Source organism: Collinsella aerofaciens, from assembly GCF_040926185.1.
In the GTDB taxonomy this organism is placed as follows: Bacteria; Actinomycetota; Coriobacteriia; order Coriobacteriales; family Coriobacteriaceae; genus Collinsella; species Collinsella aerofaciens_BC.
On sequence record NZ_JBCOIQ010000002.1, the window covers coordinates 151,891 to 173,359 of the forward strand.

General features: G+C 58.9%; 20 protein-coding genes and 1 riboswitch. Of the genes, 7 read left to right on the plus strand and 13 right to left on the minus strand.

The features are described 5' to 3' along the window. Positions 1-23 precede the first annotated feature (23 nt). The 3 genes from xseA to rnd form a co-directional block, all read right to left on the minus strand. Positions 24-1,475 carry an exodeoxyribonuclease VII large subunit gene (gene xseA / locus AB5750_RS01735; RefSeq protein ID WP_438266008.1) on the minus strand — a complete coding sequence of 484 codons (1,452 nt, stop codon included), beginning with the start codon at positions 1,473-1,475 and terminating at the stop codon, positions 24-26. Between the two features lie 115 nt (positions 1,476-1,590). Next, positions 1,591-2,295, minus strand: coding sequence for a zinc metallopeptidase (locus tag AB5750_RS01740; RefSeq protein WP_161159686.1), 705 nt, complete (start codon positions 2,293-2,295; stop codon positions 1,591-1,593). A 64-nt stretch (positions 2,296-2,359) separates the two neighbouring features. Further along, complete coding sequence (gene rnd, locus AB5750_RS01745) at positions 2,360-3,493, minus strand: ribonuclease D (RefSeq protein ID WP_006234315.1); 1,134 nt, start codon at positions 3,491-3,493, stop codon at positions 2,360-2,362. Positions 3,494-3,591: 98 nt separating this feature from the next. Here rnd and AB5750_RS01750 point away from each other — a divergent pair, with 98 nt between their 5' ends. From AB5750_RS01750 to AB5750_RS01770, 5 genes are all read left to right on the plus strand, one after another. Continuing rightward, on the plus strand, positions 3,592-4,509 hold the full coding sequence (locus AB5750_RS01750) for a diacylglycerol/lipid kinase family protein (protein ID WP_138375272.1): 918 nt from the start codon (positions 3,592-3,594) through the stop codon (positions 4,507-4,509). Positions 4,510-4,919: 410 nt separating this feature from the next. Beyond that, entirely contained in the window at positions 4,920-6,722 is a 1,803-nt protein-coding gene (locus AB5750_RS01755) for a C69 family dipeptidase (protein ID WP_368145156.1), read from the plus strand. Positions 6,723-7,128: 406 nt separating this feature from the next. After that, on the plus strand, positions 7,129-7,701 hold the full coding sequence (locus AB5750_RS01760; protein WP_161159682.1) for a hypothetical protein: 573 nt from the start codon (positions 7,129-7,131) through the stop codon (positions 7,699-7,701). A 213-nt stretch (positions 7,702-7,914) separates the two neighbouring features. Continuing rightward, on the plus strand, positions 7,915-9,666 hold the full coding sequence (locus AB5750_RS01765; protein WP_368145155.1) for an ABC transporter ATP-binding protein: 1,752 nt from the start codon (positions 7,915-7,917) through the stop codon (positions 9,664-9,666). Then, positions 9,659-10,405, plus strand: a complete 747-nt coding sequence (locus AB5750_RS01770; protein ID WP_195232084.1) for an energy-coupling factor transporter transmembrane component T family protein — start codon at positions 9,659-9,661, stop codon at positions 10,403-10,405. The genes AB5750_RS01765 and AB5750_RS01770 overlap by 8 nt, the downstream gene beginning before the upstream one ends. Positions 10,406-10,530: 125 nt before the next feature. Here AB5750_RS01770 and AB5750_RS01775 read toward each other — a convergent pair whose 3' ends face one another. Both AB5750_RS01775 and AB5750_RS01780 read right to left on the minus strand, forming a co-directional pair. Further along, positions 10,531-11,277, minus strand: a complete 747-nt coding sequence (locus AB5750_RS01775; protein ID WP_270226906.1) for an aspartate/glutamate racemase family protein — start codon at positions 11,275-11,277, stop codon at positions 10,531-10,533. Between the two features lie 84 nt (positions 11,278-11,361). Further along, positions 11,362-12,618 (minus strand): carboxylate--amine ligase, encoded by a 1,257-nt coding sequence (locus AB5750_RS01780; RefSeq protein ID WP_368145154.1) that lies wholly within the window; start codon positions 12,616-12,618, stop codon positions 11,362-11,364. A gap of 234 nt (positions 12,619-12,852) precedes the next feature. Between AB5750_RS01780 and AB5750_RS01785 the strand changes: the two genes are divergently transcribed. Then, positions 12,853-13,485 (plus strand): MOSC domain-containing protein, encoded by a 633-nt coding sequence (locus tag AB5750_RS01785; protein WP_368131398.1) that lies wholly within the window; start codon positions 12,853-12,855, stop codon positions 13,483-13,485. A 233-nt stretch (positions 13,486-13,718) separates the two neighbouring features. Further along, positions 13,719-14,852, plus strand: a complete 1,134-nt coding sequence (locus AB5750_RS01790) for a coiled-coil domain-containing protein (RefSeq protein ID WP_117770125.1) — start codon at positions 13,719-13,721, stop codon at positions 14,850-14,852. Positions 14,853-14,888: 36 nt separating this feature from the next. On the opposite strand, the gene AB5750_RS01795 is transcribed toward AB5750_RS01790, so the two are convergent. The 8 genes from AB5750_RS01795 to AB5750_RS01830 form a co-directional block, all read right to left on the minus strand. Beyond that, positions 14,889-16,262 (minus strand): serine/threonine protein kinase, encoded by a 1,374-nt coding sequence (locus AB5750_RS01795; RefSeq protein WP_368145152.1) that lies wholly within the window; start codon positions 16,260-16,262, stop codon positions 14,889-14,891. A 98-nt stretch (positions 16,263-16,360) separates the two neighbouring features. Further along, a complete protein-coding gene (locus AB5750_RS01800) occupies positions 16,361-16,783 on the minus strand; it encodes an XRE family transcriptional regulator (protein ID WP_368145151.1) in 423 nt (140 codons plus the stop codon). Between the two features lie 32 nt (positions 16,784-16,815). Next, positions 16,816-17,259 (minus strand): FxLYD domain-containing protein, encoded by a 444-nt coding sequence (locus tag AB5750_RS01805; RefSeq protein ID WP_006234331.1) that lies wholly within the window; start codon positions 17,257-17,259, stop codon positions 16,816-16,818. 517 nt (positions 17,260-17,776) lie between these two features. Beyond that, positions 17,777-18,532, minus strand: coding sequence for an EcsC family protein (locus tag AB5750_RS01810; protein WP_368145149.1), 756 nt, complete (start codon positions 18,530-18,532; stop codon positions 17,777-17,779). Positions 18,533-18,902: 370 nt separating this feature from the next. Continuing rightward, positions 18,903-19,172 carry a hypothetical protein gene (locus AB5750_RS01815; RefSeq protein WP_368145148.1) on the minus strand — a complete coding sequence of 90 codons (270 nt, stop codon included), beginning with the start codon at positions 19,170-19,172 and terminating at the stop codon, positions 18,903-18,905. An 83-nt stretch (positions 19,173-19,255) separates the two neighbouring features. Continuing rightward, a complete protein-coding gene (locus tag AB5750_RS01820; protein WP_368145147.1) occupies positions 19,256-19,597 on the minus strand; it encodes a HigA family addiction module antitoxin in 342 nt (113 codons plus the stop codon). Then, positions 19,569-19,850 (minus strand): type II toxin-antitoxin system RelE/ParE family toxin, encoded by a 282-nt coding sequence (locus AB5750_RS01825; protein WP_022094131.1) that lies wholly within the window; start codon positions 19,848-19,850, stop codon positions 19,569-19,571. Before AB5750_RS01825 ends, AB5750_RS01820 begins: the two co-directional genes overlap by 29 nt. A gap of 102 nt (positions 19,851-19,952) precedes the next feature. After that, positions 19,953-21,140: an N-acetyldiaminopimelate deacetylase gene (locus AB5750_RS01830; RefSeq protein WP_368145146.1), complete on the minus strand. Its 1,188-nt coding sequence runs from the start codon at positions 21,138-21,140 to the stop codon at positions 19,953-19,955. A gap of 144 nt (positions 21,141-21,284) precedes the next feature. Beyond that, positions 21,285-21,453, plus strand: a riboswitch (Lysine riboswitch). Positions 21,454-21,469 lie beyond the last annotated feature (16 nt).

A 21,469-nucleotide genomic window follows, 5' to 3' on the forward strand; every position in this document is an offset into this window, starting at 1 on the left:
GGTTTATCGCTATGAAACGCGGCCTACTCGACCGTATCGACCGTTGCCGTCACGTTGCCGTCTGCCATGCGCACGCGGATGGCGTCACCGGCCTTAAAGGTCTTGGCGCTCGTGGCCACCCCATCATCGCTGTACGCGATGGAATAACCACGGGCAAGCACCTTGAGCGGCGACAGGGCATCTAGCGAGGCTGCCGCACGGCCCAGGTCGGACGCGGGCTTGTTGAGCATCGTGCGCCCCTGATGCTCCAGACGGGAACTCGCAAGCGCGAGCGCATGGCGCTTGCCATCGAGCCCCGAGGTGCTTGCAACCAGACGCTCGGGCAGGCGCTCAAAGTTGGAGCGGAATGTCCCGACCGAGCGTACTATGGCGCCCGACAGGCGATCGGCCGTCAGGGCAAGCTCAGACTCGCGACGCTCGACCATAAACGTTGGGTCGTTGAGGCACGGGCGGCACGCAGCCGCATCGAGCGCATCGCCCAAGCGGGCCGTATAGGTATCCCAGGCGCGGCGACCGCGCTGGTCGAGCATCTCCAGATCAACCTGATTCGACCCAATCATCGATGCCATCGCGGCACTCAGACGCTGATGGCGCGCCTCGAGCACATCGGCCAACTCCGTCATAGCCGGCGCCACCGATTCTGCCGCCGCCGTGGGCGTGGAGGCGCGGCGGTCGCTCACCATGTCGCAAATCGAGGTATCAGGCTCATGGCCAATGCCGGTCACCACGGGCACAGGACAAGCCGCCACCGCGCGAGCAAGCTCCTCGTCGTTAAAGGTCATGAGGTCCTCAAAGGAGCCGCCGCCGCGCACCAGCAAAATACAGTCGGGCGCCGGCGTGATGGCGGCGGCGCGGCGCAAGCCCTCAATGAGCTCAGCCGGCGCACCCTCACCTTGAACCTTGGCGCCCACGCAGACGAGCTCGACGAGCGGGTTGCGACGACGCAATGTGCGCTTGACGTCGTCGATTACGGCACCCGAAAGCGAGGTGACGACCGCCACGCGGGAGCAGAACACCGGAATACGGCGCTTGCGCGCTTCGTCCATCAGGCCCTCGCGACGCAGCTTTTCGGCCAGTTGCGCCACTTGTTGACGCAGCAGACCCTCCCCCGCCAGCGAGAATGAGCGAGCGACAAAGCTCATGCGGCCCGTGGCCTTATAAAGATTGAAGCTGCCCTTAAAGCTCACCTGCATGCCGTCGCGCAGATCGAACGTGCGCTTGAGATAGGCACCCTTCCAGATGATGCAGTCGACGGCCGCCGAGTCGTCCTTGATCTGAAAGTAGCAGTGGCCGCTTCGGGCATTGGGGCCACGGAAGCCCGTGACCTCGCCCAAAACGCTCAGCTGCGGAATGGCATCGAGCGCGCCGGCGGCGATCTCCACCGCCTGGCTCACGCTGAGTTCCTTACGCTCCTGCTCGTCCGAACCGTCGAACTCGGCGGAAACGGCATTGCCGGTCAGATTCCAGCCTGCCACGCAGCCTCCTTTCGTTATCGTGCACAAGGGCTCCGGCCCTGCGCAAATTCAAGTCCAACACATAGTACAGCGCCGCGGGGACACAAATCTCCGCGGCGCCTGTCAAGCCAATTTGTTATCGGTTGGAGTTTCTGTTGTAGCGAGCCATCAGGTAGAGCAGCTGAATGATCGAAGTGAGCGCTGCAGCAACATAGGTAAGCGCGGCTGCCGTCAGGACCTTCTTGGCACCATTGACCTGCTTGGAGCTCATGCCCGACTGCTCGATGTACGCCACGGCGCGGCGGCTGGCATCAATCTCGACCGGCAGCGTAACCAGTTGGAACAGCACGCTAAACGAGAAGAAGATCAGTGCGAGGGTCGTGAGTCCCGCGATGTTCATAAACAGGCCCAAGAGCAACACGATGGTCCAGGTGTTCTGGGTAAAGTTGACGACCGGCACGAGGGCGGTGCGAACCTTCATCATGGCGTAACCGCTTTGACGCTGGGCGGCATGGCCCGCCTCGTGGCAGGCGACGGCAACGCTTGCGACCGACCCGCCCGAACGGTTGGCATCCGAGAGATACAGGTTATTGTCCTGTGGGTTGTAATGGTCGGTGAGCTCGCCGGCGACACCCTTGATACCCACGGCGTTGCAGCCGTTGGCGTCGAGCATGCGGCGAGCGACCGTGGCGCCCGTGTCGCCGTCCGAGCGAACCTTGGACCAGGTTTTGTACGTCGAGTTGATATAGTTCTGTGCGGCAAGGCCAATCACCGTGCAGACAAGAACAACCAGCAGGTACAGCGGGTCGATGCCAAAGCCGTATCCATAGTAATAAGGCATGCGAATTCCTCCGAATCGAGTTACACGTTGGAGGCATTCTACCCACTCAAGCGGCTAGGCTTCCTTACAGCAATTCAATTTTGCCATCTTTGACCGTCAACCCCATGTTGCCCGAGAGCAGATCGTCCAGGCGCGAGCCCACAAGCTCAAAGCGCCAGCCTTCGCGCAAGGGGCTCTGCTCGGGATGCTCAATGTAGTCGGCCAGGTCATCGCGCGAGGCAATGACCGAGGTCGCCACTCCCGAGCGTTCGGCAACCAGGCGGATGAGCGCGTACATGAGATCCGTCACGCTCTCCAACTCCGGAGAGATCTGGCGATGCCCGCGCACCATGAGCGGCAGGCGATCGTGCGGGCAGCTTGCGCCGCGCTTGATGGCCATGAGCGCACCGTCCACGTCGCGCTCCCCCAACTGATCGGTACCGCGAATGCTGCGGAACTCCTCAACGCGCACGGGATTGCGTTTAACGAGCGCAAGCAGCGTGTCGTCGGACATGACCCATTTGCGCGGGATGTTGCGGCGCTCGGCGCGGTCCTCACGCCAGGCGGCGAGCTCGCGCGCGATACCCAGCTGGTGACGACTGCACGAGTTGATGCGTTTGACCTTGCGGAACGCCTCGTGGCGATCGGCGCGATAGTGCGACTCGTCAGCCAGCGGGCGCAGCTCGTCGAGCACCCAGTCCACGCGGCCCAGCTCGCGCAGGCGGCTCATCATCTCGGTATAGGCGACGATCAGATACTTGACGTCATCGATCGCGTACTCAATCTGCTTATCGGTCAGCGGGCGACGCGACCAGTCGGTCAGTGACTCGGTCTTGGGCAATGAGACGCCGCAAAACGTCTGCACGAGCGCGCCGTAGGAAATCTGCTGACGCTCGCCCAAAAAGGCGGCGGCCACCTGCGTGTCAAAAATCGGACGCGGCAGCACGCCTACGGTATGGAGCATGACCTCCATATCCTGCGAGCAGGCGTGGAAGACCTTGGTCACGCTCTCGTCGGCCATAAGCTCGGCCAGCGGCGATAGGTCGTCGATTACCAGGGGATCGACCGCTACACTCTCGGCAGGGGTGGCAATCTGAACCAAACACAGACGCGGATGGAACGTGCGCTCGCGCAAAAACTCGGTATCGACGGCAATCGCGTCGAACTCACGGGCGCGCTGGCAAAAGTCGAGTAGAGCCTGATGTGTGGAAATGTACATATCAACCCATCGAATAAGGTTAGGCCCGAAAAACACGGGTAGGATATCGGCATTGCCTTACAACTATACTCGGTTAGTCACAGAACGGGAACGTAAGTATGCGCTGCCTTATCATCCACAACCCGGCATCGGGCCCCAGCTCAGATGAAATCTACGCATTCACGCACGCCCTTGCACAGGGCGGCGACGAAGTCGTGATGCGCTTTATCGGCGATGGCATGGAGCCCGAGGACGCCGTGGCAGACGTTCGCGAGTTCGACCGCGTGGTCGTCTCGGGCGGCGACGGCACCGTCTCCAACGTGCTCGACCAGATGCGCGGCTGCGGCGTCCCCACGCTCGTTTTCCCCTCTGGCACGGCCTGCCTGTTCTTTAACAACATCGGCAATGCCCCCGAGGCAGCGGCGCTTGCCAAGGCATGTCGCGCCGGCCGCACGGTCAAAGTCGACATGGGCGAGCTCTTTTGGCTCGACGAGAACGGCAACGAAAAGCGCCATGGCTTTATCATCATCGCCGGTTCGGGCTTTGACGCCGAGATCATGATGAAGGCCGCCCCCACCAAAAACGACATCGGCGAGATCGCCTACTTCCTCTCCGCTCTCGCCACGCCCAACCCCACGGTGGCGCACTTTACCATTGAGCATGATGGCATTGTTGAGGAGCTCGACGGCATCTGCTGCATGGCGGGCAACACGTCTGTCATCCAAAACGACATCAACCTGTTCCCCAACTGCCGTATGAACGACGGCATGGTCGACATCGTCGTTATTGAGCCCGTGCGCACGGTGCAGTTGCTCCCCACGGTAATCACCGCCGCGCTCGACCCCGCCGGCAAGGTACTCGGCCGCCCGCAGTTTAAGATCATCCAGACCAAAGAAGCCAAGATTACCTGCACGCCATCGCTCGGCATGCAGTTTGATGGCGAGATCATCTCCAGCAACTCCGGCGTCTTTGGCGCCCGCGCGCTACCGCAATGCCTCGACCTCATCGTCGACGAATTCTCCCCGCTCGGAAAATAGGAGGACCCCATGAACGACAATCCCCTGATCGGCTTTATTGTCATCGTCTTGGCCATGCTCGTCGGTTACGCCATCAACGTGATTCACCGCCGAAAGAAGTAAATCCACATTGGTATGATATTCATCCAGTTATCGACTCTCCCGCTGTTTATGCAAATCCTAAACAGCGGGAGAGTTTTCTTTTTGAGCACCGTCTAATGCTTTATTCAGCTACAGTAAATGCAGGGTGCCTTTATTTAACTAAAGCCATAAAATGAGTATTATTATCCGTTCATCGTATATTTCCACACGCTCATCGAGTAAAAGCTGTTGTCGAGTGAATACTCTTTACACTTCCTTTAGGCTAGTAGATGTATTTATTAGCTGAAACTCCGTACGGTTTCGCGGGGTTTCAACAGTTGGGAGGGATTATGAGGTTTACTCATCCTGTCAACATGCTCAAGAAGCTCGGCTGCGGCCTTGCGTTTGGAGCAGCGGCCATCATGGCCATGCCGACTTCGGCACTCGCCTGCACCCAGATCTACATGGGCAGCAAGCTCACGGCAGACGGCAACACGTACTACGGCCGTTCCGAGGACTTCGGTCCGCGCTACATCAAGCACTTTGGCATTGAGCCCGCACACAAGGACGGCAACGAGTACACCTCGGTCGAGTCCGGTTTTGAGTACAAGTCCAAGGGCGCAACCTACCGCTACACCTTCGTTCGCGACAACCCCTCGCAGTGGGAAGATCGCTACGACGCATATTCCGAGGCAGGCATCAACGAGAAGGGCGTCTCCTGCTCTGCCACGCTGAGCACCTCCTATAACGAGAAGGCCGAAGAGGCCGACCCCATCACCGAGGAGACTGGCATTGGCGAATACAACTACGCCAGCGTCATTCTGGGCGAGAGTGCCACGGCCCGCGAGGGTGTCGAGCTCCTCGGCAGCCTGATTGACGAGCAGGGCGTCTGCTCCAACGACCAGATCATCATTGCCGACAACAACGAGACCTGGTTGTTTGCAGCGCTTTCCGGCCATCAGTGGATTGCTATGAAGCTCGCCGATGACATCGCCTCGCTCAACCCCAACATCGGCAACCTCACCTATAACGTCGACCTCGATGACACCGAGAACTGTCTCCATTCCGAGGGCATCGAGTCCATGCCTAAGGAGAAGGGCTTTGCCGAGTACACCGACGGCAAGTTCGACGTCGCCAAGACCTACGGCGAGGAGATTAGCGAGGCCGGTATGCACCAGTGGTCGCGCTATATCCAGGGTCGTGATTACTTCATGGCTCCGCTTGCCGAGGGCACCGACTACGAGATCGTCAAGGACGAGCGCGAAGAGGCTCGCGCCACGACCGGCGCCCTGGTCCACGAGATGCAGCCGCTGTTCTTCCAGCCCGGCAAGTCCGACTGGAACACCTTTGAGATGATTCGTTCCTTCGCCGCTCGCGGCGAGAATGTCGCCGGCCTCAACGCCAACACCGACGGCGCCTATGCCATCGGCTCCAACCGCAACACCGAGATCCACACCTTCCAGATCCGTCAGGGCACGGACCCCGAGATCGCGACCATTCAGTGGGAGATGCTCTCCAACGCCGAATTCTCCGTCGCCATCCCCTTCTACTCCGCACTGCTCACCGAGGTCAGCCCCTACTTCAGCGATCAGGATGTCTCCTTCGATCACTGCGAAGAGGAAGACGTCGTGAACAACGAGGAGCCCAAGAACTCCATCAACTACGTCCTCATGGACATCAACACGCTCGCCTATGAGAACCGCGACCACTGCGCCACCGGCGTCCGCGCCTATCTCGACGCCCTGCAGAAGGAACTCATCGAGCAGAACCTGACCGTCGACGAGGCCATGCAGGCCGAAGAAGGCACCGAGGCCCGTACCGCCCTGGCCAACAAGGCCGGCAAGGCTGCAACCAAGAACACCTATGTTAAGTGCAAGGCCATGCTCGAGGAGATGCGCGACTACCTCAAGGAGGGCGATTTCTCCGAGGAGTTCGTCCCGAGCGACTACGATGCCGACAACGACTGCCTGGTCGAATCCATCACCTACGCCGACGAGGCCCTTTCCGATGAGGACGTGGCCGAGCCCGAGGCCGAAGAGGAAGAGGTCACCGAGGAGAAGTCCGAGGGCAACAACATGGCCGCCATGGCCGTTGGCGCCGTCGTCATCATCGGTGTCTGCGCCTACGTGATCTATCGTCGCAAGAAGGCCTAAGACCCTCATGTCCTAGCTGAGCGGGCGGGGCACATGAGTCACCTCGCCCGCTTAACCCGCCTTTCGACCGACGGGAAACACCGCTGAAATCTTTTCAAAAAAGATTTCCCCGCACACACTTCGCTGTGCTATAGTGCAGCGCAACAGCAACTAGGTGCGACCGCGCCACGGCATCACGAAAGGAGCCACCGACATGAAGAACACGATGAAGTCTCTCAACAACTGGTGGTGGCGTGATGCGAATACGATCGGTCGACAGTGAGTCCCTCACGCCTGTTTTTGCGCTCTAGGTGATTGGAAGGCCTCCGGTTTCGACCGGGGGCCTTTTTCTATCTCGAGCCCGATCGCATTCGCATCACGCGCCTCCGCTTTTCTCTTGCACCCCCATTCCGAAAGGATTTTCACCATGTCTCAGAACACCACCGCCGCCCAGCCCCGCACCGTCCAGACCGCCGACCGCGGCAAACTCGACGTCCGCGCTCTCGTCCTGCTCGCCATCCTGCTCGCTGCAGGCTTCATCCTCAACTTCACCGTCGGCAAGGCCATCTCGGGCATCTCGGGCGGCATGATCAGCCCCGAGTTCATCATCTCGGCCTTCTGCCTCACCATCCTGGTCGTTCGCCCTAACATCGGCCAAGCGCTCGTCATCGGCCTCATCTCGGCTGCCGTGATCCAGATCACCACCACTTCGCCGTTCGTCGATTTTGCCGCCGAGGGCATCGCCGCCATGCTCATGGCCGGCATCGTCAACGCCGCCGGCAAGAACGGTCAGGTCAAGCCTGCCGTCGCCATTGTTGCAACCTTCCTGACCACCTTTGTCTCCGGCGTCATCTTCATGGTCATCAAGATGGCCATGCTCGGCGTGGTAGGCGAGCTCGCCGCCGCCATGTTGCCCGTCGTCGCCATGACCGCCGTCTTTAACGCCATTCTGGTCGGCGCCCTCTACCTGCCCATCCAGAAGGCCCTTAGGCTCAACTAACCCGCTCGGCTTTACGAGCCACCCCATCTTGGCGTTCATTCGTCGCTCGCGTACCCAAGTACGCTTCGCTCCTCTTTCGCGCCAACCTGGGCCCCCTCGTAAAGCCGTCTCCGTGCTTCACCACCAAAGACCGTCCCAAACAACGAACTTTTTTGGGACGGTCTTAAACAACTGGTCATTTAAGACTGTCCCCAATGACTATGAAAGGTATCCATGGAAACGATCATCAACGTCGACGATGTCTCGTTCTCCTATGGCACGCAGACCGAGCAGGCGCTCAGCCACATCTCGCTCAGCGTGAACAAGGGAGATTTCATCGGCATCATCGGGCCCTCGGGCGCCGGCAAGTCCACGCTTGCCGCCTGCCTGTCGGGTGCCGTGCCCCACCACTACACCGGCACGTTCTTTGGGTCCGTCATGGTCGACGGCCACGACACCTGCGAAGTCTCGCTCACCGACGTCTCGCAAATCGTCGGCAGTGTGCTGCAGGATATCGACACGCAGATGGTCGCTTCGGTCGTCGAGGACGAGATGCTCTTTGGCCTCGAGAACTTTGGCGTTCCCCACGACCAGATCGAGCAGCGCGTGAGCGAAACGCTCGAGACCGTCGGCATCAGCGACCTGCGCGACCGCGAGATCGCCACCCTCTCGGGCGGACAGAAGCAAAAAGTGGCCATCGCCGCCATCCTCGCCATGCGTCCGCGCGTCTTGGTTCTCGACGAGCCCACCGCGGCACTCGACCCCGCCAGCTCCACGCTGGTTTTCGAGACCCTGCGTGAGGCCAACCGTGCACTCGGCATCACCATCGTCGTCGTTGAGCAAAAGGTCGCCCTGCTTTCGGAGTACTGCAACCGCGTGCTCGTGCTCAATCATGGCGAAATCGCGCTGCAGGGCGAGCCACACGAGGTCTTCGCGCATACCGACGAGCTCCGTGCCATCGGCGTCGACTGCCCTCGCGTCACGCGTATCTTCAATAGCCTCGAAACCGATGGCCTGGTAAGCGGCACCCCCTGCTTGGATGTCGATGAGGCCGAGCGCCTGATTTCGGGCATCGTCGACCCCGCACACGCGGCTATCGAAGCCCAGGCGCCCGCCGGTTCCCCGCATGCACCGTCGTTGCGTCCTCATGCCAAGGACGCCGAACCCGTACTCACCTTCGACCATGTTGAGTTTGCCTATCCCAATGGCGGAGCCGCCGTACACGACCTTAGCCTGACGCTCTATCCTGGCGAGCTCGTGGGCATCGTCGGCCAAAACGGCGCCGGCAAGACCACGCTCACCAAACTGCTCACAGGCCTGCTTAAGCCCGCCTCGGGCAGCGTGCGCGTCACGGGACTGGATACCGCAGCCGTTCCCACGAGCCGCATCGCTCGCGAGGTCGCGACCCTCTTCCAAAACCCCGACCGCCAGATCTGCAAGGACACCGTGCTCGACGAGGTCGCCTTTGGCTTGGAGCTTGGCGGCATGGACCATGCCGAGGCTCTGCGTCGTGCCCAACTCGTCATCGACCGCTTTGGCTTGCCGGCCGACGAGGCGCCCTTCTCGCTCTCGCGCGGTCAGCGACAAATGGTGGCGCTTGCCTCCGTCGTAGTGGTTGAGCCCAAGATCGTCGTGCTCGACGAGCCCACGAGCGGCCTTGATTACCGCGAGTGCATGACCGTCATGGAAACGGTGCGCACCATGGCCGAGCGCGGTTGCGCCGTTATCATGGTTTGCCACGATATGGAAGTCGTCTCGGATTTTGCCGAGCGCATTGTGGTAATGGCCGACGGTCGCATCCTCGACCGCGGCCGCACGCACGAGCTATTCTCGAACATCGATCTCATGCGGCGTGCCTACGTGGAGCCTCCCCAGGTTATTGAACTCTCGCGCCGTCTGGCATCTTCCGTCTCGCCCGCTTTTGCGCAGGTGAGCGAGGTCACCGATGTCGTTCGAATTACCAAGGAGATGGTCCACCGTGGTTAACGTCATCGACTACATGCCGGGCGATACGCTACTGCATCGCCTGAACCCCGTCGTCAAACTGGGCCTCGCCGCCGCCATCATCGTCGGCATCTTCTTGTCCGACACCTACGTGGCGCTGTTGGGCTTTTTGGCACTCACCCTTGCGCTGGGTGCCTATGCCGGTGTCATCGACCGTCTGCTCTCGCTGCTCAAGTTGCTGATTCCGCTCGCGCTTATCATGCTGGTGCTCCAGCTGGCCTTTATGCGCGATGGCAACGTGGTGTGGAACTTTATCACCGACACGGGTCTCATCACAGGATCGAAGGCCTGCCTGCGCCTGCTGGGCGTGGCGTTACCACTCATCCTCATGCTCATGGTGACCAAGCTCAACGACCTTGCCAACGCCTGCGTCGAGGTGCTGCACGTGCCGTATCGCTATGCCTTCACCTTTACCACGGCGCTGCGCTTTGTGCCGGTGTTTGGTCAGGAGATGAACGCCATCATGGAGGCGCAGACCGCACGCGGCGTCGAGTACGACACCAAGAACCCCATCAAGAAGCTTAAGCTCATGCTGCCACTGTGTGTGCCACTGCTCATCTCGAGCGTGGGCAAGACCGATGCCACAGCCTTGGCGGCAGAACAGCGCGGCTTCTATCTGCGCACACGCGCCAGCTCGTACAAGCGCTATCCCATCAAGGGTCTGGACATCGCCGTGCTCATCGTCAGCATCGCCCTCATCGCCATCGGCTTCCTGTTCTAGTTCACCACCGACAGCAACCGCCCAACGCAAAAGGCCTCGGCTCGCACCAAACGAGCCGAGGCCTTTACTGTTTCTCCAGATAAAACCCACCATAATTAACCTGTCCCTTTTTGGCAGGTCGGAAGCTAGAGGCGGTAGGGAGCGCCGCTGCGGATGATGGATTCGCGCACCAGGACGTCCATGGCGTCGAGGGTGATCTCGGGCATCTCACGGTATTTCTGCAGCACCGAGAGCTCCGTGCAGGCCAGGATGACGCGGTCGCAGCCGCTACGGGCGAACTCCCACATCACGCGGTCGAACTTATCCATATCGGGCTCACGTCCGGCCTTCACATCATCGTAGATAAGCGACATCACATCGTTCTGACGTTTCTCGCTGGGATAGACAACCTCAACACCCGCAGCCTTACATTCGCGGCCGTAGACGCCCGCGCCCACGGTTCCGTCGGTGCCCATGATGCCAATCTTGTGCACCGGCTCGGCCGGCATACTCAGGTTGGGGTCGAACTCGCACTCCCCCATCACCGCACCGGCCAGAGCATAGCGCACCGACTCACGCGGCATGTGGATAATCGGCACTGTGGTAAACGACTGGATCTGGTCGTAGAAGTAGTGTGACGTGTTGCAGGGAATGGCAATGTGCGCACAGCCCAGCGACTCGAGTGCCTGGGCACACTCTTTCATGGTCGCCAGCAGCTTGGCATGCTCGCCGGTCTTAATGGCCAGCGTGCGGTCGGGCATGGTCGACTTGGAGAGCACCACCATGTCGATATGTTCCTGATCGCAGGCAGCAGCCGTATGACGCACCACCTGGTCGTAGTAATACGACGTGGCCTCGGCGCCCATGCCGCCGATAACTCCCAGCTTTTCCATCGCCGCCTCCTTGGTGACGCTTGCGCAATTGCGCGTATCGTACCCGCGCCCGCCCGATGCAAACCGGACGGGCGCCGCACTCATCTACTTGTAATACGTCTTGAACAGCTTAAAGTGGCGCAGCTTAGTGTGCCACATGCGCAGCCAGCGGTTAAAGACAAAGTCGCCCTTCATAAACGAAGGGTCGGCGCCCTTGCCTTCCTTGTCCAGGCGATGCACCTTAGCGCGCAGCTCGGGATCCTTGACGTATTTGTCGACGACGCCCATGGGGACGACCATCCACAGAGCCTCGTCCTGCGCCGTCACAAACTCCGGCGCAAACGGGCGGTTGAACACATACTCGTCCACCACATACTTGGCAACGTTAAAGCCGCTGTTGGTAACGTAGTAGTTGCTGCGGCCCTGGCGCGTGTTGAAATCGAAGAACTTAAACGAGCCATCGCGCTCGTCGTACTTAACGTCAAAGTTGGAATAGCCCACAAAGTGAAGGTCCTCGAGCAACTTGCGCACGCCGCCCATGAGCTCGTCATTAGGCTCGGTAATGATACAGGCATGGTTGCCGACACCGTGGGGCTGATGCTCCTCGAGCAGTACGTGACCCAGGCACATCATGCGCACCATGCCGTTGCGGTCGGAATAGCTGGTGAGCACGCGCATGTACTCGTCGTTACCGGGCACGCGGTCCTGTAAGATCAGGTCGTCGGTGTAGCCACTGGCATACGAGTCGCGAATGACCTGTTCCAGCTCGGCACGGTCGGCAATCTCATAGGCCTTTTTCTGGCCCTCGAACTCGTGCTGCCACCACATGATGCCGTCAGAAGGCTTCAGAATCATCGGGTAAGGAAAATCGATCTGGTCGAGCACTTCGGCAGGCGCCTCACCCTGGGCATTGAGCATCGCCTTGGTAAAGGTAAACGTGTGCGGATAGGGCACGCCATGTTTCTCGCACAGCTCGTAGAAGATCTCCTTCTTCTGGCACTGCTCGAGCATGCTGTAGGGCGCGTAGGGAGCGACGATGTTGTCCGCCAGCTCATGAGCATCCTTGGCCTGAGCCACGAGGGCAACATAGTTGTCGCCACAGCCCACAAGGACAATCGTCTTGTCGGCATGCGCTTGGGCAATGCCGTTGACGGTTTTGAGCATCACGGGCATGGTGTCGATATCCACGTTGGGAGTGTAGTCGATAATCTGGCTGCGGTACGCGGGACCCGTCTGATACTTGCCAAAGACCAGACTCTTGACCTGGTACTCCTCGTAGAAGGCGCGCGCCACCGAATAGGCGTTGATGTCGCCACCGAGCAGCACGGGAATGAACTCGCGCTCTGTAAATTGCAATGCCATGGAAACTTCCTATCATGAACTGCCCACACAATGGGCGGTCTTTGCGCAACTGATTTATTCTAGCGTGCCAAGCCGCCGGCGCCCAAAGCTCCACCGTATCTATGGCAATCGACGTAATCGTCCAGCACGAAGGCCAGCACGAAGACGGCGCTCACCGTTGTATGACAATGGGCAATGAACCTACCATTGTTGTAGGATTCAGCGTATTGACATCCTCGAGCGAAAGGCGCACACGTGCCCCAAGACCATCCGACCGATAATCCCATCCTCAATGCTGCGAAGCGCGAGCTGGTGGAACGTGCGAAAGCGACCGCTCCCCTGTGCACGGCAAACGACGCCTACAACGGACCCGCCCGCATCGTCTCAATCAACACGTCGGCACACAAGGGCACGCGCAAGTCACCCGTCGCCGATGGACACGACACCGTTATAGAGCAATTTGGTCTCGCCACCGATGCACACGCCGGACATTGGCACCGTCAGGTTTCCTTTTTGGCCGCAGAGTCCATCCAGACGGCGCAGGCTCGCGGACTCGATGTGCGCGAGGGTGACTTTGGAGAAAACTTCACCACCCAGGGCATCAATCTACTCTCGCTCCCTTTGGGTACGCAGCTCAAGCTTGGCAGCGAGGTGCTCGTCGAAATCAGCCAAATCGGCAAGGTCTGCCACACACGCTGTGCTATCTACTATCTCGCTGGCGACTGCATCTTTCCGCACGAGGGCATTTTTGGCGTGGTACTAAAGAGCGGAGAGGTCCATATCGGCGACGATATCCAGGTAGTCAAACTCGGCGACGGCACCTGTTCGTTCACCCCTGCCGAGGCGCTCGAAGAGATTGAGCAGGCTCGTCAGGAGGGCGCGCTGTAGCTGTAAAACCCCACGTTGAGATAGCTTTATAGCCCAAAACTCCTCTCAAACAGACCCCTGTAACGTTAAAGTTGAACTCTATGGTTTCTCAACAATTCATCATAACTGCAGGTCAAAGCCAAAGCCTCAAGTTCAACTTGACCCTTTGGAACCTTTAAGGTTCAAGTTGAGGTCGAAAGCAGTAGTAGAATACCGTTCGAACCATAACCTACGATTGATTGCAGAGGGACTGGATGCAGCATTCGAATCATCGCACCGCAGCGCTCATTGCGTCGAAGCCGGCTCGTATCATCACGAGCGCCGCGCTCGCCGTTGCGCTGACGGCCACGCCGATGCTCTCCCCCGTTGCGGCGTATGCCGCCTCGCAGGCAACGCAGGACCAGCTTTCCGCAGCCCAGCAGAAGATCGAAGCCGCCACGAGCGCCTACAACGACGCCCGCACCAAACTCGATGACCTGCAAAAGCAGATTGACTCCAATGAGGCAAGCATCGAGGAAATCGAGGCTAAGCTTCCCGAGCAGCAGGCCAAGGCAAGCTCCGCCATGCGCGATCTGTACAAGTATCAGAAGGGCACCAATCCCATCGTGAGCTTCCTGGTCAACGCGCAGAGCCTGGGTGAGTTCATCACGACCTGCAAATACACCAACCAGATCACGAGCTCGAGCGTCGACGAGATCGAAGAGCTCAATAACATGCAAACCGAACTCGAGCAGAACAAAGCCGAGCTCCAGCAAGCCAAGTCTCAGCTTGAGGCAGAGCAGAAAAACGCCGAGGATGCGCTGGCACAGGCCCAGCAGCTCCGCAGCGAGGCACAGGCAAAAGCCGAGCAGGAAAATGCCGCCGAGCTTGCCAAGCTTGAGGCCGATAAGGCCGCTGCCGCCGAGAAGCTCTCGGGCGAGGGCGTAAGCGGCAGCAATTCCAGCAGCCAGGCCACCAACACCAACACCACCATCGACACCACGGTGAACAACGCCAATACCGGTAGCTCCGATTACGATTCGTTCATTAATGAGTGGACGAGCCGCATCGACAATTATCTCGCCGGCTCCCCCATGGCAGGCCAGGGCTATAACTTTGCCGTCGCCGCTTGGAATACCGGTGTCGACCCCCGTTGGTCCCCCGCCATCGCCTGCATCGAGAGCACCAAGGGTGCTTATTGCGCCAATTCTTACAACGCCTGGGGCTGGAGTGCACGTGGCGGCGGCTGGCGCAGCTTTGGCAGCTGGAGCGAGGGCATCTCCGCTCACGTTGCCTATCTGGGCGCCAACTACGGCTCCACCCTTACCCCGGCTGCGGCCAAAAAGTACTGCCCGCCCACGTGGCAGGACTGGTACAACAAAGTCGCCGCTCAGATGAACCGCATCTAAGTGCAACTGCAAAGGGCCCCAACGGGGCCCTTTTCTTTAGGTAGCGGAGGTATCGACGACGCCGGTCGCATTGGCAACCGCGACTATGACGATCATGCATAGGAGCAGCACACCCAATGCCTTGAACCAGAGTTTCGCGAGTTTCTTGCCGCGATAGCTGTCGAGCAGTGCGAATCGCCGACGAAGACGGCGCTTATCGAGCAGCGCAAAATGCATAAGCACCATAAGGCCATCGACAAAGATAAAATACTCGATTACGAGAAGCCACGTCGGGTAGCTTTGGTTTGCTCCCGTGGGGTGAAAGACGGCAAAGTGACTTCCTGCAAAGAACACAAGCAGCGAAAAGCAGACGAGTGTATTCCAAATGCGCCCCAGAGACTCCGGAACGCGAGAGAGCAGACCGCATGCAGCGGAGGCGGCAGGCCCAGGATGCCCTGTGGGGTTCTTGAGCCCTTGGGGCGTCAACACCGTCTCCGATGCCGGAGTACGGACAGGCGCAGGAGGCCGCACGGGGCGACTCAGGTCGTATGCCGCGCGCGTCGCCCGTCCCAACGCTTCCGCACTCGCAAAACGTTTGGCCGGGTCAAGCGCCATCGACATGCAGATGACATCGGCAAGTGGAGTGGGAATGCCGCGCGCCTCGCATTGCTCGCGCATGTCGAGCCCTGGTTTAGGGTCGACTCCCGTCAAGCAGAAGAACAACAGGGCGCCAAGTGCGTAGACATCGCTGCGCACGCTCGTCTGCCCAAACCCGTACTGCTCGGGCGGCGCATAGGGTCGCGTGCCAAACTTGACGGTGTCGGCATCGGCGCCATCGCGCCATACGCGGGCGATTCCCAAGTCGATAATCACCAGCGATGAAAATGTCAGGCCGTCATCAAGCGTATAGTTGGCACCTGTCACGATAATATTCGACGGCTTGAGGTCGCGATGGATCACCGGCGCCGGCGTCTCCCCCGCCATTGCAAAACCGGCGTGGAGCTCGCCCACGGCATCGCATAGGGCAGGATACAATTCACGCACATAATCGGGAGTGGCTCCCAGACGGTCCACCAGCGCCCCGAATGTCTCCCCTTCGATGTATTCCATAACCACGTTGAGCTCGTCGCCCACACGACGACAATCGACGATTCTGGGCAGGTGCTCAAAACGCCTGCCTGCCCGCTGGGCGGCAAACAGACGCTCGTATGCCCCGCCGATTTGAGCCGAAGCATCGATGCGTTTACGGACAAAGGGGCCGAGCGAACCACCGCCGGTTCCTTCAAAGTACACGAGCTCGGTTGTTTCAACGGACGAGCGCTTAAGTACACGCTCCACGCGATAGCTGTCGTCGCGATCGAGCGACGCCAGGTGCTCGGCAAGCGCTGCGGTCAGCTCGTCATTGGAATATGTTGGGGTCTGAGTATCCATAGCCTCCATCATAGCGCAGGGCGCAGACACCCCATGGCATCCGCGCCCCGTTCGTTTGCATCGTTGTTCGACAGCTCCGCCGGCTCAGATATCAGCCGCTAACTCACCGTCTCCTCGCCAAAGCGATACAGTTCCTCGTTGACCTTTTGGAGGCTGCACCCGCGATCGATGCAAAAGATGATAATCGCATCGCGGCGGTCCTTGCAGTTAAGGACGCTTACCCCGGCAGCCGTCAGCGCACGGTTGGTCTCTTTGAGCGTCAGCGCCATCGCAAAGGCAATCTGCAGCACCTTATTGCGGCTCGGATGCCGCGCACCGGTAAAGATCTGATACCCAAAGGTCTCATTGAGATCGGCCATACGAACCACGCGCGAGCGCTCCAAGCCCTTTTCCTGCAGTAGCTGCTTCAGGTAGTTCGAAAGCGACGGAGCGGCAAAGTCGTGTTCTTTGATATAGTCATCGATGTTCAGCGCATCGAGAAGCTCATTGAGCAACTCCTCGGTCAGCTTTTTATCGGACATACGACTTCACCTCCCCCAGTGCATGCAACATGCTAGAAACCGCTTACGTCCGAACGCTCCCAGCTAGCAACCTGGTCGGGAGACACCGTACCCAGCGCCTCGAACTTCCAGGAGCCGCCCGCCTTCAGATGATTGGTGTTTGCAAGAGCCGTTCCAACCTGGTTGCCATCGGCATCATACAGAACATATTCAATCTGAATGTAGCTCTTTTCCTTGTCCGTGTTATTGGTCAGGGTGCCCGTGATCTTATAGGTAAACTGATTGGAAGTGTCTTCAGCCTCGTCAGCAATGGTATACGGTTCTTGCGGTTCTTTTTGCTCCTCAGCCTGCCGTGTCGTCTCGGCAGGTTTTGCCGAATCGCTCGCAGACGAATCGGTTGAGTTGCCGCCCATAGAGCCCACGGCACCGACAATAACCAGCACCACGATGATGCCTAGGACAATCTTGCCGATTGGCTTCTTTCCCTCTTTTGCCATTATTCATCCTTCCTACGATCCGGCTACCGTGCCGGCACACAGCATATCGTAGAAAGGATTAAACTTGAATTCATTAGCTGAGAGCTAAGGTTGCGGTATAGAAGAGCATGAAGCGCGTGTCCATCGCCGATGACACCTCGAGGCTTGCCAACATCGATTTGAACTACTGGTTCTACGGCTGCAGCGTCTTGCCTCGATTTCCGACATGACAAACCTGCGCGGCGTAGTCCATGCGGACGACGACGCTCTCGAGCATGCCCTACACACTCGATGCTCGAACGAGCTCGATAGAATCCTGGTAGATGCGGGCTGAGAACCGCCCAAGGGTCACATGGGCCCGACCACATTCAACAACCACAAGGCCATCGTGGGCGGCAATGACACGGCCTGCGACTCAAAGCAAACGATGCGCGCGATGTGCCGAATAGACCGCGAGGAGCAGGCGGGATACCTCATAACGGCCGGGCAGCCCCTACGGCATAGGCTAGGCAATGGGGTGTGGAGCACGTAGCAAGGACTAAAGCAGGTCGCTTTCCACCTCAACATCTTCGATGCTTTCGACCTCCGCTTCAGTGGGCAGGGTTCCATCGGGGTCCTCGCCCTCCATAAACATCCTGATGGCGCTCTTAGCAATGATGCTCGTCGATGCCACGTCCACACCGCCGCCAATCACGCCGCCGGCGAGGGGCAGCATTTTCCCGAGGTTAATGATGCCTTTCTCGCCGAACTTCGTGATAAATCTGAAGCCGACCTTCTGGTTGATCTTCACGAGTGCCGCCCCGGGAATCTTCTTGATTGCGACCTCAAGCGATTTCGTCCCAGTCTTGATGAGCCCCATTTTGACAAGATCACTCGCCGTCGTACCCGTGAGACACATGTAGATCATCGTCTGAACTTGGTCGGACGTAACGTCATAGCCACCCATCTTCGCGATGCAGGCGATCATGCGCATCTGGACGTACATGACGCTGCTTATGTTCGCGGGAATTGCGACCGGAAGCGTAATCAAGCCCCCGAGCCCGGTGACGAAACCTGAGGTTCCGCATTTCATGATCTGCCACTTTGCGAGTGCCCTTGCGGCATCATCGGGTGACTTCGCCTTTCCCGTGTAGTCCTCAACCATCTCGTCGACCGAGCGACTCACCTTAGGGACGCCATTCAGTGCGCTCCTGTAGATGGTATCGAGCAGCTTGCCAGCCGATTCCTCATCGATGGGCATATCGAAACCTTTGGCCCTTCCAACCGTGTCTTTCTCTCCCGTCTTCTTAGCCATGGCTCTTCCTTTCTCGCAGCTTTGCTTTCTCAATAACCCTTGCAAATTCTGCGAACCATCCATCAATCTTTGGGCATTTTACCTCGCGTTTTATAGCGATGATTCAGCTGTCAGCCAATTTGTGACCGCAGCGGATGATGGGCTCGTTAGTTGGCCTATGTCCTGTTGGGGAGTCCTTATGGAATCTATTGCGATGAGCTGGCATGGGGGCTGGCGATTGCAGCCTGCCTTCCCGTGTTGCTGGCGGCGGTGCTCTCACGCCAAACGCTTGTACATTCGGATTGCTACACAACGAATGAAACTTGTTGATGCGGGGCGCGGTTCATTCAGAGTCCGCCCCTCGCTTCATCCTCAAGAAGCTCGTCGAAGCCTACCCCACCGTTACGGATTCCCCGGTAAAGGTGCTCACAAGCAACAAGATAAAGAACGCCAGATAACTGATACTCAATAGGTAGGTGACAACCAAAAAGATGGCCCAGCCGACATTGGTTTTACCGTCGGCATGGCGTTGCTCGCGATTGCGGCAGAGCCAAATCGTCACGCCAATGGCCACAATCAACAGCACAAGTGCTGCCGCAGCCAGCCCAGCAAGCACAAACATCACGCCAATGCTCACAGCAATAACCGGGAGCAGCAGCAAACCGCACCCGCATCCACCCGGACTATATACGGCAGGCTGTCGGCGTCGCCTCATCGTCACGCCACCCCCATCATCTCTGAGCACTACAGCGCAATGGCCTGCTGAACAGGAACGATCCTATCGAGTTCCGGTTCGATCCGCCTTTTCTCGGCCTCAAGGTCAAACGCCACCTGAGCGCGCAGCCAATAACCATCCGTCAGGCCAAAATAACGGCAAAGACGGAGGTCGGTGTCGGCCGTCACGCGACGTTTTCCCAAGACAATCTGCCCGATACGCTGAGCCGGAATCCCGGTCTCTTTCGCAAGGCGATATTGAGAAATGCCCATGGGAACAAGAAACTCCTCTTTGAGAAGCTCACCAGGAGTCACTGGCGACAGCAAATCGGACGAGGTCTCATCACTTGTGATAATCGACGATTTCGACATTCCAAGCCATCTCCTGTCTCCACTCAAAACAGACCCGATAGCGCTCGTTAACACGGATGCTATATTGACCGGCACGATCGCCCTTCAAAGCTTCCAGGCGATTGCCCGGCGGAACGCGAAGATCATCAAGCGAAGCACAAACCTGCAGTTGGCGAATCTTCCTCAACGCAACACGCTCAAAGGGCACGAACCTCCTGACCCGCACACCCATGGCAAAGCGTTCGGTATCCTCATCTTCATACGATGCAATCATCGTATCGCCTTACGTTAGTAACGTCAAACGTTTCTATAGACTTACATCTCTATTATATCGTACGTTTGTTCGTGTTTTCTAGAACAAATAGTCCTTTGCGCCTTAGTCAAGCAAAAGCAATCGTTTGTAGACATCGAGGCCTTTGAGCAGGATTTCCTCGTCGAAGAGCATGCTATCGGTATGCAGAGCGCTTGTGGCATAGGCGGGACAGCCATCCGAATCACTCGGGTTGTCTTGGTCCTCTGGCATACCCGTGCCCAGCAGGAAAAACACGCCCGGCAGATGGCGTTGATAGAACGCGAAATCCTCGGCGATCAGCAGCGGTTCCTCCACAAGCTGCAGCCCGGGCAAGGCAGGCGCGACGCTGGCAAACAACTCGGGGTCGTTGTCGACCGGCGGATAGCCCTCGGCAAAGTCGAGATCATACGTGCAGCCCGTTGCGGCACAGGCATCGTCCAGCACGCGGCGCACGCCTTCGCGCGCCCGGTCGAACATGTCGTCCGTAAACACACGCAGGCTTCCGGCCGCATGGGCCTCCCCCGCCACCGCGTTGCAAACCGTACCGGCCTGCAGCAGACCAAACTTACCGATACAGGGCTCGTCGGTGCCCAGCTCGTCCATCAGTTCGCGCTCGGCAACCAAGAACTTGGCAGCCGCCAGCGCCGCATCGTGCGACTCCTCGACCGGAACGCCATAGGTCTTAGCGATATGGATGCTCGTCCCGTGAATATGAATGTGTGTCTCACTCGAACGCGCCAGCAGCGGACCGGAACAACTCGCCAACGTGCCGGCAGGCAGATCGGGCCACACATGGAAGCCAAAAATGCGGTCAGCCCCATAGCGCTCGAACACACCGCTCTCGCATACCGTCTTGGCACCACCGGTCGTTTCCTCGGCCGGCTGGAACACAAAGAGAACGTTGCGCCTAATGGCGCCCGGCTGCTCGCGAATCGTACGGTCGACATACGTCGCGGCGGCAAGTGCCATGGCCATGTGTCCATCATGTCCGCAAGCGTGCATCTTGCCGGGATGGATCGAGGCAAAGGCCGCTCCCGTCGCCTCCGCGATGGGCAGCGCATCCATATCGGCGCGAATCGCCGTGGCACGCGCGGCACCAACGCCAGCGTCGAAGAAAGCGCAGACGCAGCTGGGACACGGATGGGTCACCTCGCAAGCGAGCGGCGCCAACACGCCCTCGATATAGGCGATAGTCTGCGGAAGATCGAAATCGAGCTCCGGAATGCGATGGAGATCGCGGCGATAGCGACGGAGTTCTTGGAGCTCGGTCATAGAGAATCCCTTCGTGAGGCACATCTGTTGCAACTTATTGTGATACAGGATTGTGGCACACATGTTTCCAGCATATTGCTGCATTTTTTAAACGTTATATACGAATACTCTTGTTTGGTAAAGTGCAACGTGATAGGGTCTTTACCACTTGATAGAGGCGCGGGCACGAAGAGCCGCGGGCGAGCCGGCAGGCTTTGACCCCGTGGGGAGGCGAAACCCGCCGAACTGGGTTTTTCGGGCACGAACAACCTGGTGGGCCTGTGGGAAACACCCACAGGACTGTCTGCAGCAATGCGGGAGCGCTATCCGGACATTGGGTCCACGCTATG

What these genes read in the sequence shown, in the direction of transcription:
- AB5750_RS01740 (WP_161159686.1), bottom strand. Translation starts at nt 2,295, where the DNA reads ATGCCTTATTACTATGGATACGGCTTTGGCATCGACCCGCTGTACCTG.
- rnd (WP_006234315.1), bottom strand. Translation starts at nt 3,493, where the DNA reads ATGTACATTTCCACACATCAGGCTCTACTCGACTTTTGCCAGCGCGCC.
- AB5750_RS01750 (WP_138375272.1), top strand. Translation starts at nt 3,592, where the DNA reads ATGCGCTGCCTTATCATCCACAACCCGGCATCGGGCCCCAGCTCAGAT.
- AB5750_RS01755 (WP_368145156.1), top strand. Translation starts at nt 4,920, where the DNA reads ATGAGGTTTACTCATCCTGTCAACATGCTCAAGAAGCTCGGCTGCGGC.
- AB5750_RS01760 (WP_161159682.1), top strand. Translation starts at nt 7,129, where the DNA reads ATGTCTCAGAACACCACCGCCGCCCAGCCCCGCACCGTCCAGACCGCC.
- AB5750_RS01765 (WP_368145155.1), top strand. Translation starts at nt 7,915, where the DNA reads ATGGAAACGATCATCAACGTCGACGATGTCTCGTTCTCCTATGGCACG.
- AB5750_RS01775 (WP_270226906.1), bottom strand. Translation starts at nt 11,277, where the DNA reads ATGGAAAAGCTGGGAGTTATCGGCGGCATGGGCGCCGAGGCCACGTCG.
- AB5750_RS01780 (WP_368145154.1), bottom strand. Translation starts at nt 12,618, where the DNA reads ATGGCATTGCAATTTACAGAGCGCGAGTTCATTCCCGTGCTGCTCGGT.
- AB5750_RS01790 (WP_117770125.1), top strand. Translation starts at nt 13,719, where the DNA reads ATGCAGCATTCGAATCATCGCACCGCAGCGCTCATTGCGTCGAAGCCG.
- AB5750_RS01795 (WP_368145152.1), bottom strand. Translation starts at nt 16,262, where the DNA reads ATGGATACTCAGACCCCAACATATTCCAATGACGAGCTGACCGCAGCG.
- AB5750_RS01800 (WP_368145151.1), bottom strand. Translation starts at nt 16,783, where the DNA reads ATGTCCGATAAAAAGCTGACCGAGGAGTTGCTCAATGAGCTTCTCGAT.
- AB5750_RS01805 (WP_006234331.1), bottom strand. Translation starts at nt 17,259, where the DNA reads ATGGCAAAAGAGGGAAAGAAGCCAATCGGCAAGATTGTCCTAGGCATC.
- AB5750_RS01810 (WP_368145149.1), bottom strand. Translation starts at nt 18,532, where the DNA reads ATGGCTAAGAAGACGGGAGAGAAAGACACGGTTGGAAGGGCCAAAGGT.
- AB5750_RS01820 (WP_368145147.1), bottom strand. Translation starts at nt 19,597, where the DNA reads ATGTCGAAATCGTCGATTATCACAAGTGATGAGACCTCGTCCGATTTG.
- AB5750_RS01825 (WP_022094131.1), bottom strand. Translation starts at nt 19,850, where the DNA reads ATGATTGCATCGTATGAAGATGAGGATACCGAACGCTTTGCCATGGGT.
- AB5750_RS01830 (WP_368145146.1), bottom strand. Translation starts at nt 21,140, where the DNA reads ATGACCGAGCTCCAAGAACTCCGTCGCTATCGCCGCGATCTCCATCGC.